The 12,314-nt window shown below is 56.9% G+C and carries 12 protein-coding genes; 2 read left to right on the top strand and 10 right to left on the bottom strand.

Translation table 11 applies throughout. The features are described 5' to 3' along the window. Positions 1-49: 49 nt before the first annotated feature. The 10 genes from fliO to fliF all read right to left on the bottom strand — a co-directional run bounded on the left by fliO (position 50) and on the right by fliF (position 9,546). Complete coding sequence (gene fliO / locus JQN73_RS02445) at positions 50-541, bottom strand: flagellar biosynthetic protein FliO (protein WP_240162400.1); 492 nt, start codon at positions 539-541, stop codon at positions 50-52. Further along, a complete protein-coding gene (gene fliN / locus JQN73_RS02440; RefSeq protein ID WP_205321557.1) occupies positions 538-969 on the bottom strand; it encodes a flagellar motor switch protein FliN in 432 nt (143 codons plus the stop codon). Before fliN ends, fliO begins: the two co-directional genes overlap by 4 nt. Beyond that, on the bottom strand, positions 962-1,963 hold the full coding sequence (fliM, locus tag JQN73_RS02435; protein WP_205321556.1) for a flagellar motor switch protein FliM: 1,002 nt from the start codon (positions 1,961-1,963) through the stop codon (positions 962-964). Before fliM ends, fliN begins: the two co-directional genes overlap by 8 nt. A 21-nt stretch (positions 1,964-1,984) precedes the next feature. Next, the gene (gene fliL / locus JQN73_RS02430; protein ID WP_205321555.1) at positions 1,985-2,464 is read right to left on the bottom strand and encodes a flagellar basal body-associated protein FliL; all 480 of its coding nucleotides are present in this window, start codon (positions 2,462-2,464) and stop codon (positions 1,985-1,987) included. 186 nt (positions 2,465-2,650) lie between these two features. Continuing rightward, positions 2,651-4,024 (bottom strand): flagellar hook-length control protein FliK, encoded by a 1,374-nt coding sequence (locus JQN73_RS02425; protein WP_205321554.1) that lies wholly within the window; start codon positions 4,022-4,024, stop codon positions 2,651-2,653. An 18-nt stretch (positions 4,025-4,042) separates the two neighbouring features. Further along, complete coding sequence (fliJ, locus tag JQN73_RS02420; protein WP_205321553.1) at positions 4,043-4,498, bottom strand: flagellar export protein FliJ; 456 nt, start codon at positions 4,496-4,498, stop codon at positions 4,043-4,045. A gap of 4 nt (positions 4,499-4,502) precedes the next feature. Further along, complete coding sequence (gene fliI / locus JQN73_RS02415; RefSeq protein ID WP_205321552.1) at positions 4,503-5,939, bottom strand: flagellar protein export ATPase FliI; 1,437 nt, start codon at positions 5,937-5,939, stop codon at positions 4,503-4,505. After that, a complete protein-coding gene (gene fliH, locus JQN73_RS02410) occupies positions 5,932-6,750 on the bottom strand; it encodes a flagellar assembly protein FliH (protein ID WP_240162399.1) in 819 nt (272 codons plus the stop codon). Before fliH ends, fliI begins: the two co-directional genes overlap by 8 nt. Before the next feature lie 95 nt (positions 6,751-6,845). Next, a complete protein-coding gene (gene fliG, locus JQN73_RS02405) occupies positions 6,846-7,841 on the bottom strand; it encodes a flagellar motor switch protein FliG (protein WP_205321551.1) in 996 nt (331 codons plus the stop codon). After that, the gene (gene fliF, locus JQN73_RS02400) at positions 7,834-9,546 is read right to left on the bottom strand and encodes a flagellar basal-body MS-ring/collar protein FliF (RefSeq protein ID WP_205321549.1); all 1,713 of its coding nucleotides are present in this window, start codon (positions 9,544-9,546) and stop codon (positions 7,834-7,836) included. The genes fliG and fliF overlap by 8 nt, the downstream gene beginning before the upstream one ends. Positions 9,547-9,814: 268 nt before the next feature. Here fliF and fliE point away from each other — a divergent pair, with 268 nt between their 5' ends. Beyond that, positions 9,815-10,132: a flagellar hook-basal body complex protein FliE gene (fliE, locus tag JQN73_RS02395; protein WP_205321548.1), complete on the top strand. Its 318-nt coding sequence runs from the start codon at positions 9,815-9,817 to the stop codon at positions 10,130-10,132. Between the two features lie 287 nt (positions 10,133-10,419). Then, on the top strand, positions 10,420-12,144 hold the full coding sequence (locus JQN73_RS02390) for a flagellin (protein ID WP_205321547.1): 1,725 nt from the start codon (positions 10,420-10,422) through the stop codon (positions 12,142-12,144). Positions 12,145-12,314: the final 170 nt, after the last annotated feature.

Here is a 12,314-nt window from a genome sequence, read left to right as displayed (position 1 = left end):
ACCGTAGGCGTGCCTGTGGCGGCACAAGGGGCAGAGGATGTTTCAAGGTTCAGGAGCGCCGAAAATTGGTGATAGAGTCGCGTAGCTTTTGCGAGAATGCATTGGCGGAAAGGGTGGTTGCGCCGGCGAGACCGGTGGCGGAGGTTGTTTCGTTTGATGGCAGCTCTCCCGCCGGCATCGTGTGCAACGAACGGATCTGGCCCGGCGTCACGCCGAGGACTAGCCAGGAGCCACCGACTTCCACGACAACCACGCGTTCGCGCTGGCCGACCATGGTGCTGGCGACGACCTTCACCAGACGCCCGCTGTTATGACGCTGCAGCCCAAGGCGGCGTGCCACCCAGGCGCATAGAAAAATCAATCCCAGCACCATTACCAGACCGAAGCCGGCCTGCAGGAAACTGCCAGCACCCCAAGTGGGGACGGTCTCGGCCGCAATCTGCTGCGTGGACGGCATGGTAGCGCCAGCTGGCAGGGCGGCCAATGCCAGCAATGGCATCACCAGACCCGGCAGTAGTAAAAGTATGCGCTGCTGTTTCATCGATTCAGTTTGTGAATGCGTTCGGAAGGGGTAATGATATCGGTCAGGCGAATACCGAATTTATCGTTGACCACCACGACTTCTCCCTGAGCGATCAGATAGCCATTGATCAGCACGTCCATCGGCTCCCCCGCCAGGCCGTCGAGCTCGACGACCGAACCCTGAGCCAGTTGCAGCAAGCTTTTGATGGTGATACGGGTATGTCCCAATTCGGCTGTCAGCTGCACCGGGATATCGAGAATCATGTCGATATCGGTTTTTGCCACGGTTGCACCGTCGCCGCTAAGCGGTTTGAACACATTGGCACTGCTGTCCGTACCTTTGGGAGGGAAGACGGCGGCTGCGGCTGGCTGGGACGCTTCCGTCTGTGCAGCCAGCGCTGCGGCCCAGTCATCGGCCAGCGCGTCTTGCATGTTGTCGTCACTCATTGTTGCTTCCTTTTAAATCGCTGTCCCGGTGATTGATCATTTTCTGTACTCGTAATGCATAGTGACCATTGGATGTGCCGTAGCCACACTCCATGACCGGTACCCCGTCGACACTGGCGACGATAGATTCCGGCATGTCGAGCGGCAAGACGTCACCGACTTTTAATTTTAACAACTGTCCGATGGTCGATGATACGGTCTGGAAATCGGCTGTCAGTTTGACGTCGACACTCTGAACCTGGCGCGACAGTTGCTTGACCCAGCGCTTGTCGACTTCGACCTCATTTTGGAGCGGATTGGTCAGCAGATCGCGGATCGGTTCTAGCATCGAATAGGGCATGCAGATGTGTAGCGCCCCACCGGCGGAGCCGAGCTCGATATGAAAGGTGGTATTCACCACCACTTCGTTGGGCGTGGCGATGTTGGCAACCTTGGCATGCATTTCTGAGCGGAGATATTCGAATTCCAGTGGATACAGCGGTTGCCACGCACGACCATAGCTTTCCAGTGCCAGGTTCAGCAAGCGCGTGATGATGCGCTGCTCGGTGAGCGTGAAGCCGCGGCCTTCGACGCGCATGGGAAACCGACCATCGCCGCCGAACAGGTTGTCCACCACCAGAAAAACCAGATTCGGATCGAACACGAACAGAGCCGTTCCGCGCAGCGGTTTCATGTGCAACAGATTTATGTTGGCGGGAACGGGCAGATGGCGCGTGAACTCGCTGTACTTCTGGATACAGACAGCACCGACCGAAATGTCGACGCTGCGGCGCATGAAATCGAATAGCGCGCTACGTAAATGCCGGGAAAAACGTTCGTTGATGATTTCCAGCGTTTGCATGCGCCCGCGGACCATGCGCGCCTGCGTGCCCAGATTAAAGGTGGGCAAACTATCCTCGGGAGCCGGTGGCGCAGGACTGCCTTCGGGCTCGCCGGTGACACCTTGCAAAAGCGCATCTACTTCGTCTTGAGACAGTAGCTGTTCATAAGCCATTGATGGATCTCATTGATGGTTCTACTGCACCACAAAGGTGGTAAACAGCACATCTGTAATGCGCTGTGACGGTTTGGTAGTGCTGAGCGGCTTGTTTAACACGGTGCGGATTTCAGCTGCCAACTGGATTTTTTCATCGGCAGTAATCAGCGTTTCGGCTTTGCGATTCGATAACAGCAACAGGATACGGCTGCGTGCTTCCGGCAAATATACGGTGGTTTGCTCCTGCGATAGAATATCGGCAAGCTTGAGCGTAATGCCAATGTGCAAGTAGCGGTCGTGATCTTCCGATTGCAGATTGACGGTGAACGGCTCCAGAGCTATAAAAATAGGCGCTTCCGCCGTTGCAACCACGACTTCGGTATGGTGTTGGTTTGGCATCAGGTAATAATAGGCAGCAGCGCCGCCGCCGAGCACAGCAAGCACCGCCAACACGACCAGGATCAGGCCGAGCTTGCTTTTTTTGGGTGATACCGTCGTATCGGTGCTAGTTGTTGCCATTGCATTCCCGCATAAAATTCCAGTCTGCATTTTCGGCGAAAAGCGTGCTGTGCCATCCCTCGATAAAAGGGGATAATCCGACGCAACTCAGGCATTTGCAACGCAGGGCTTAGTACAACCGTCCTGGTTGCGGGATGCACGAGTTTTTTCATCATCCCGAATTTTTTCGGATCAAGGCTCCTTGCGCTAGGCGAAAGTATCGATGACGCCCTGACTGGTGCTTACCGATGCTGTACTCGTCAGTGGTGTGCTGCTCGCCGCTGCTTTGCTATTAAAGCGCTGGCCGTTACGCTGAGCTGGCTGCCCGTCCTGATTCTGTGTGAATGTGCTTTGTTGCTGTGGGGTATCCGCGCTGACCGAAGTATGGCTGAGGTTGATGTTATTGTCGGCCAAATTTGTGCGTAATTGTGGCAACGCCGCCTCCACTGCAGCACGTACCGACTCATGACCGGAAACAAAAATCGCCTGCGCCTGATTGTCGTTCATGGTGATGGTCACCTTGAGCGGTCCAAGATCTGGCGGGTTCAGGTGCAATTCAGCGACCTGATGATTGGCATTCCCCATGAAAATTACTTGTTGGCTTAGGGCGCCGGCCCATTCGCTACTGCCGACCTGCGGCGTGAGCGCCAGACTGACAGGAGCTGGCGTTGTGATCTGCTGGCTGCTGATGGCCGGTGCGGGTGGCGTCGGACTAAGTGCCAGCAGCGCGCCGGGGCTGATTTGGTTTGCCTGAGGTGCGGTTCGCTGGTCGCTTGCATCGCTGGCAGCGATGGCGATTGTTTGCGTGGCACCGCTCGGAGGGGTGGTCGCGGAAGCGGTTAGGTCCGCCAGTTGATTGATACGGGTGTCTTGCCTGGTGTGCTCGTGTTGCGCATGCTGCTGGGTTGAATTCGTGTCCGGCGCAGTTACAACAGGGGGGGCGTTGGCACTTACCGCAGCGAGTGGGGCGGCGTCGCCTTCCGGAAAGGCTTGCTGGCCTTGTTTTTGGGTGTTGGCAGCCGAGGTCGGCTCCGCTGCGATTGGCGTGACGGTGTCGATCGTTGGCATTGTGGTTGAGGTGGCAGCGATGTTTGCGCCGCCCTTGTCCGCAGTGGTGTCGCTGGCAAAGTTGGCATTGTTGGGAGATATTTTTCCAGCGGTCCCAGGGGAGTAAAACTGGCTTTGCTGCCCGCTTGCTGCGGCGATTGCCTGATTGAGTTGCATCTCCGCCGTCGTAGCCTGGCTGCTGACTGGTGCCGGGTCGGTAGCGGCGTTGATCGCAGAGTAATCTGCGGTCGGAGTCGCCGGCAGCATCGCTAATAATAAAGCTGCGGTTGCGTTTTGCGGGTTGTCGTCAATGCTGTCGGCCTGGTGCCGCAACGTTGTCCGGACGGATGTTTTATCGAGTGGCGGCGCGGTGGCTTTTGCGACAGGCGCCTTCACAGCGCCATTCGCCAGCGAGTGCTGATAGGCGTCGCCGAAACTGCGAACATCATTGGCGTTCTGATCGGACGTCGAAGTGGTTGTCGAAACCTGCGGGCCGGGCTGACTGATGGCGGCCGGTGTGAGCATTAAAGGCATGGCAATCCTCGAGTAGTTTTAGTCTGTCACTGTGGTGGCACGCAATCGGAATTGTCTGGCGGCATGTTCGTCGCTGTCGCGTTGCTCACGCCGGTTCAGCACCACCGCTTGCTGCTGACGCACGCGCTCGGCCAACGTCCCGAATGAATTCAGGCGGCGTTTTTGATGCTGCCAGTCGGCGCGGCCTTGTGCCAGCCTGGTAAGGGCTTGGGCGACGACGCTGCGTTGTTGTTCAATTGCGCCGTCCAGCGTAGTGATGAAGTGCTGAAAATTCTGCCACTGCGTGGCAGGAATGCCGTCTTGCATTTGTGCTTGCATGCGTACGCAATATTCCTGACGGTACTCCATCAGCATGTTCAACTTTTCCTGCGCACTGGTTTGCGCGCTTTGCAACTGACCCAGCCGACGGGTGGAATCGTCCGTTTTGGTTTGTGTCAGTTCGATCAACATGGCAAGCGGTAAGGTGTGTTGCATGGCGTCAGTCCTTGCTCAACAGTGCGTGTAATTGCGTGGTCGCGCCCGCATAGTCGGCGCGCTCATGCATCTCTTGTTGTAAAAATGCTTCAATCTTCGGGTACAGGGCGATCGCCTGATCCAGCTGTAGATCGTGCCCGGCGGCATAGGCCCCGACACTGATGAGGTCGCGATTGCGCTGATAGCGCGACAGCATCTGCTTGAAACGGCGCACCGCGTCGAATTGCGGCGGCGTAATCAGTGAGGTCATGGCGCGGCTGATCGAGGCTTCAATGTCGATCGCCGGATAGTGACCGGCTTCGGCCAAGCCGCGCGACAGCACTATATGGCCGTCCAGAATCGCCCGGGCTGCGTCAGCGATCGGGTCCTGTTGATCGTCGCCTTCGGTCAACACGGTATAAAAAGCCGTAATGGAACCACCGTTGCCGTCGGCATCGCGCGCACCGTTGCCGGCACGCTCCACCAGCGCTGGCAATTTGGCAAATACCGATGGCGGATAGCCCTTGGTGGCAGGCGGCTCGCCCACAGCCAGCGCGATTTCGCGTTGTGCCATGGCGTAGCGGGTCAGCGAATCCATGATAAGCAAGACGTTTTTACCCTGATCGCGGAAATATTCGGCCAGACAGGTGGCATAGGCCGCACCTTGCAAGCGCAGCAGCGGCGAGGTGTCGGCGGGAGCGGCGACGACTACCGCACGCGCCAGACCTTCAGGTCCGAGCGTGTTTTCGATGAATTCCTTGACTTCGCGACCGCGTTCTCCAATCAGGCCGACCACAATTACGTCCGCGCTGGTATATCTCGCCATCATGCCGAGCAGGACGCTTTTACCGACCCCGGAACCGGCAAACAGACCCATGCGCTGACCGCGGCCGACTGTCAGCAGGGCGTTGATGGCACGCACGCCGACATCGAGTACGGAGTCGATCGGTGCGCGCGTGAGCGGATTGATCGGCGCCGCCGACAGCGGTACTTCAGCGGCGCTATTCAGCGGGCCGAGGCCGTCAAGCGGGCGACCAGCAGCATCGACTACGCGTCCCAGCATGCCGTAGCCGACCGGTAGCCGTTTGGTGCCAGGTTCGGTGTTACTGCTGTGATTGCGGGAGACCGGACTTTCGAGCGGATACACGCGGGCGCCGGGCAGCAACCCTGCCACTTCGCGTTGTGGCATCAGAAACACCCGGTCGCCGGCGAAGCCGACCACTTCGGCCTCGGTGGTCCGTTGCGCATAACCTGCGGGAAGTTCAATCAGACAATCGCTGCCAACCGGGAGCCGCAGCCCGACCGCTTCCAGTACCAGGCCAACCGCACGGGTGAGCCGCCCGTAGGTTCGGATAGGAATGCTGCGACCGACATCATGACTGGCTTTAACCAGGGCGCTGCGCCATGCCTGCAGATGGGGATTCACGGCAGCGCTGGTATCGGATGGCAGCGTGTTAGTCATGATTGAGGCCAAGTGCCGCTGTTACGCGTTGCCAGCGGGTAGCCAGCGTGGCATCCAGCTCGCCACTGCTGGCATGGACCCGGCAATCGCCGCGCGTAAGTGTCGGATCTGCGCGCAGCAACCAGCCTGCTGTTTGCAAATCATCGTTCAGGTATTGCTGCACCAGCGCCATATCATCCGGATGCAATAACAGGCGCGGTGTGCCGCTTAATGCCGGCTCTGTTAGCAACAGTTCGCGTACGGTAACCAGGATCAGTTCTGGCTCTACCGTCAGTGCCTGTCCAACCAGCTGACGTGCAATGTCGAGCGCCAGCGCCAGCAATGCATCGGCAACCTCATGGTCGGCCTGGCGCAAGGCCTCAGGCAGCGCCAAAGACAGTTTTCGCAAGGCGGCCGCTTCTTGTGCGGCAACCGCCTGCCCGGCGGCATAGCCTTGTTCTTGCCCGGCGCTGTAGCCCTCTGCATGGCCTGCGCTGGCTCCGGCCTGTTGGGCTTCCTCGCGCAGGCGGCTGAGCTCAGCTTCGTCGATCAGCAGGGGAGGCGTCAGCTTCGCAAGTAACACTTCGGCGTCGGGTGTTGTCGCAAGTTCTTCGTATGGTGCCTCGAAGGACCCCATTTCCCAGCGTTGCCATGCACTCATCGGCTGCTTGGGAGAGGCAGGTCGAGGCCCTGCTGTATAAGTGGCGGCCGCGCTCTCGTCAGCTTCTTGCCCAGAATAAATTGGACTATCAAACAATGGATTATCAAGCAATGGCTTGTTAAGCAGGGGCTTGTTAAACAGGGGCTTGTTAAACAGGGGCTTGTTAAACATCACTCATCCCGCTTCCTGATCGACCAAACGACGACCGATTCTCTGCTCTCGCCTGCGGGGGAAGAGCACATTGCACTGACATCGCACGCTTATCCTTATACATAAGCATCGCTGCCTTGTCCGCCGATCACGAGTTCGCCTGCATCGGCCAGGCGGCGCACGATTTGCAAGATGGCTTTTTGTTCGGCCTCGACCTGCGATACCCGCACCGGACCGCGCACTTCGAGATCCTCGCGTAGCATTTCGGCGGCACGTTGTGACATGTTGCGGAAGAATTTTTCCCGGAGTTCCTCGGGCGCACCCTTGAGCGCTGTAATGAGCGATTCCGATTCGACTTCCTTGAGCAGCGACTGGATGCCACGATCCTCAAGCTCCAGCAGGTTCTCGAACAAGAACATTTCGTCGATGATACGTTGAGCCAAATCGCCGTCGTAGTCGCGCATGTGCTTGATGATGCTTTCTTCTTGGGTGCTGGTCATCAGATTGATGATTTCGGCAGCGGCCCTGACCCCGCCCAGACGGCTGCGCTTGACGCCCTGTCCGGACAACAGGTTGGTGAGCACGTCGGTGAGTTCATTCAATGCGGCCGGTTGCACGCCGCCAAAGGTGGCGATCCGTAGCAAAACATCGTGGCGTAAACGTTCGGTGAACAGTTCGAGGACTTCAGAAGCTTTGCTGCGTTCCAGATGAACCAGCATGGTAGCAATGATTTGCGGGTGTTCATCGCGGATCAATTCAGCCACCTCGGTGGCTTCCAGCCAGTTCAGCGTATCGATCCCATGGGTCTTGTCACCGGAATCGAGAATGTCTTCGATCAGGCTGGCGGCGCGGTCATTGCCGAGAGCTTTATTTAGCACGGCGCGGATATAGCTGTTGGAATCGAGGTTGAGGGCCGAGAACTGCTCCGTTTCTTTATGAAACTCTGAAAGTGCCGTGGAGATCTGTTCGTGCGTTATCTTGCGCAGGGCGGACATTGCGGTTCCCAATTGCTGAACCTCGCGCTGGGTCATGTGCTGGAGCACGGCGGCAGCGCCGTCTTCACCCAGAGACATGAGCAGAATCGCGCTTTTTTGCAGACCTTGTTCATTCATCGTTGCCCATCCAGTTCTTGATGACCATGGCAACCAGCCTTGGATCTTTTTCGGCTATGTCTTTGGCGTATTGCAGATTGGACTCGTGCAATGCGACGCGCCGTTCCTGTGCTTCGCCACTGAGTGCAATTTTCAGGTGCGGGTCAGGGTCTGATCCGCTGGCGGATATCAGCGGGAATTGCGGGTCCGCTACAGGAATATCTTGTAAATGCTTGCGCAGCAATGGGCGCACCAGGCCAAACCAGATCCATAACGCGAAGATGCCGAACATCAGATATTGGCCGACGTCCTTGGCCAGAGCGATGTTTTCCGACTGACGCCACCAGGGTTGCGGCGGTGCGCTGTTGTCGCTGACGGCGGCAAATTGACTGTTGACGACATTGAGCGAATCACCGCGCTTGTCGTTATAGCCCATGGCTTCTTTAACCAGGTTTCTGACCTGTTCCAGCTCGGTTGTCGAAAGTGCCTGGGCTACAACGTCGCCTTTACTATTGGCAACGTCGCGGTAATTGACGACCACCGCGACCGAAAGCCGTTTGATGCCGCCGGCTGACTGTTGCGTATGGCTGATACTGCGATCAAGCTCGTAGTTGGTGGTGACATCGCGCCGCGTATTACCTGGATTGCCAGCGCCGCTCGTGGCGCCGCTGGCTGGACCGGTGGCAAGCGGTTTGGCCCCGGTGTTGGGCGCTCCCGGCTTGGCTGCGGGGTTGGTGATCGGTGCCACCGGACTCGGCGGGGGCTGATTGGACAATGCGCCAGGTACGCCGCCGGGCGTGTTGGCACTTGATTGGTTAGAGTCGCTCGATTGCTGACTGCGCATAGCGCCGCTGCCACCGTCCTGATTCGGATGGTATTTTTCGTCGGTATTTTCGACAGTCGAGAAATCGACGTCTGCTGCCACCTGCGCACGTACATTTCTGGCACCGACAATGGGCTGCAGGATGGCCTCGATCCGGTGGATGTAGGTTTGCTCGATGTCTTGTGCATATTTCAATTGGCTGGCGTCCAGGCCACGGTTGCCGGTGTTCGGTGCCGACAGCAGATTGCCGCCTTGATCCACCAGAGTGACGTTCTTGACGTTGAGTTCAGGGACGCTGCTGGAAATCAGGTAAGCCACCGCGCTGACTTGCGATTCGTCGAGCGAACGGCCGTGACGCAAGGTCAGCACTACTGAGGCGCTTGGCTGTTGCTGTTCGCGTACAAACAAAGACGGCTTGGGCAGCGCCAGGTGGACCCGGGCCGTTTCGACCGCGCCGATCGATTCAATCGAACGTGCCAGTTCGCCTTCTAACGAACGTTGGTAATTGACCTGCTCAGCAAATGCACTGACGCCGAATTTTTCGTTGTCCATCAACTCAAAGCCGACTGCGCCGCCTTTGGGCAGGCCTTGCGATGCTAGTCGGAGACGTGCTTCATGCACCTGATCGGCAACCACCATGATGGCGCCGCCGCCTTCGGCCAACTTGTAGGGAATGTTCATCTGCTGCAACTGGGCGATGATGGCGCCGCCGTCGCGGTCGTCCAGTTTGCTGAACAAGACTCGGTAGTCAGGAGCGCGGCTCCATAGCCAAAATACGGCGATGGCCGCCATCGCAATGGCGCCGCCGATGATCGCTGGCAGACGCGGATTGGCGCGCACTTGATCCAGCAATGACTTCTTTTGCAGGTTGGCCGGGTTGCCGCCCTTTACAACTGCATTCATGCTTGCAATCCAGGTGAGCGCCGGTCACAACGATTATTAGCGTTTCGCTTCTGCTTGTGTGACATACAGCAAGGGTTCTTTCGAATGGGAGGAGAGGGGTGCGTGAGCAGACCGTGGCGATGATTCAGATTGTGAATCGCTTGTCCCTCTTTCGATCTGTTGAATAGCTATGATTTTTGGCACCATTTGAGGCCTATGTTTAAATTGATAGCTGATACGCTTAATATCTTTGGTCCACCCCTAATGCGGTTCTCCGCAGGTCAACGACATGACGATATCGGCTATTCAATCGGTACTACAACAGCTGCAAACGACGGCGCTTTCCGCAAGTTCATTGGCCGGGCCTGCAGAGGGCGTCGCGGCGGGCGGATTTTCCGACGAGCTGCGGAAATCGCTGGATCGCATCAGTGACTCCCAACAGCATGCGTACGGTCAGGCTGAATCATTTGAGCTAGGCAAGCCGGGGGTGGCGCTAAATGACGTTATGGTGGATTTGCAAAAAGCCAACATCGACTTTCAGATGGGTTTGCAGGTCCGTAATAAGCTGGTGAGCGCCTATCAGGATGTGATGAATATGTCGGTCTGATAGTTCGCTCCACGCTCTAATATGAGTTGCGTCGACGAATACCGGTAATGATGTGCGTCGGCGCACAATGGATTCCTCGATTTTCTGGCCATGGGATGTGCTGCAAGGCGCTGAATGTCCCGGGTTGACGGACAGATGGATAAAACTTTCTTTTTGCTAACCCTAAATGTTTTCCCTGTCGCTGCCGATAACCTGAATAACGGTGGTGTGCTTATCCTTCTTAAGGAACGGATCCAGCGTTAGGGCAATTTTGCCAGAATCCACATTTCGAATACAGGAGTCGTACCATGGCAATGACCATTAACACCAACGTACTGTCGTTAATCACACAGAATAACCTGAACAAATCGCAAAACGCATTGTCCGGCGCGATCCAGGATCTGTCTTCCGGTATGAAAATCAACAGCGCAGCTGACAATGCTGCGGGTTTCGCAATTGCGACGCGCTTCACATCACAGATCAATGGCCTGACCCAAGCACAAAGCAATGCCAACGATGGCATTTCGTTGACCCAAACGACAGAAGGCGCGTTGACACAGGTTACTGCGAACCTGCAAAATATCCGTGACCTGGCCGTGCAAGCCGCGAATGGCACCAATTCCGCCAGTGACTTGCAGTCCATTCAGACTGCAATCAGCCAAAGTCTGGCTGAGATCAACCGCACTTCGCAACAAACCAGCTTCAACGGTAACAGTGTTCTGGGCGCTAGCGCTACTACTGCCAACATTCAGGTTGGTGCGAACGATGGTCAGACCATCGCTATTGCTTTACAGCAAATCAATTCTTCGACCCTCGGTCTGACTGGCTTTAACGTGAACGGTACGGGTACAGCCAACGTTGCTGCTACCGCCAGCGACCTGACTTCGGGTGGCTACGTCAAAGGCTCGACCGTCAACGGTACGACTGCCTACGCCAGAACTTACACATCCGCTGACAATGCATCGCTGGCTACTGTTGTTGGTAAAGCAGTAAGTGGCGATACAGTAACCGATGGCAACGTTTATACCTCTACCGGAACTGGTTATACCTACGGCGATACTGCGCGTACAGCCGCGAACGTTACCAGCGACCTGAAGCCAGCCGCAGGCGGGTCAACCAACGTCACCATCAAAATTGGCGGCACGACCACTAACGCCAATATTGACAGTAACGGCAACCTGACGAATTCAAGTGATGGCAAAGCGCTATATCTGGACGGTACCGGTAACCTGACTGAAACAAGCGGCGGCACTTTAGCACAAGCCAACGTCAATGGCGCCGTTGCCAGTGCTACCCTTGCTACCGACGTCGCGGGCGGTGACTTGCTGGGCAGCATGGGTAAAGCGTCCGCCGGTACTGGCGGTACTATCACGGTTGGAAGCGGTGCTGCACCTGCGACTTACACCTACACCGTAGGTACTGCTACCGCAGCAGCGACTAACCTGAGCATTTCAAACGCTGCCTTGGCGACGAAAGTCCAGACAGACAATAAGGCTGGCACTGCAATCGCTGCAACCTTGGGTGGAACGGGTTACAGCATAGCAGCGGGTTCGGGTGCTGGCACGGGCGCCGTCACAGCGACAACTGGCGGCGCGCAGGTGAATATCGACAACAACGGTGCACTGACAACCAATACTGCCCAATCGCTCTACGTGCAAGCAAATGGTACGGTGACCGACGGTTCGGCCAACACGGTGTATGACGACTCCGCTAACGCAGGCAAATTCACGCTGAGCACAACTAGCGGCACGACCTCCACAGCTAACCCGCTGGCAAAGATCGATGCAGCGCTGGCGATCGTTTCGGCTTTGAACAGCTCCCTTGGTGCGGTCCAAAACCGTCTTCAGTCAGCGATTTCAACTGCTCAGTCGATGACTACCAATCTGTCTTCGTCACGTTCGCACATTCAGGATGCAGATTATGCAGTTGAAGTGTCGGCGATGACTACCGCACAGATCGAGCAACAAGCAGGTACTGCCGTCTTGAAGCAAGCTAACAGCACTGCGCAAGGCGTGATGTCACTGTTGCAATAATCGTTTTAAGGTGTTTCAGGCAGGGGGTTTTTTCTCTGCCTGCGCTATCCAGTCACGCTTGGAGATTGTTTCAGGCGTGAGTCGATAGCGGTTTGATGCAAACAGCCGGACACGTTGCGTGTTAGTTGTCCGGCCCGCGCCCTATCGAAAAAGTTCATTCCAGGATCTCA

The organism is Glaciimonas sp. PAMC28666 (assembly GCF_016917355.1).
Taxonomy (GTDB): Bacteria; Pseudomonadota; Gammaproteobacteria; order Burkholderiales; family Burkholderiaceae_D; genus Glaciimonas.
Note: the sequence above shows the minus strand (reverse complement) of the source record. Positions and strands in the feature narration are given on the sequence as shown.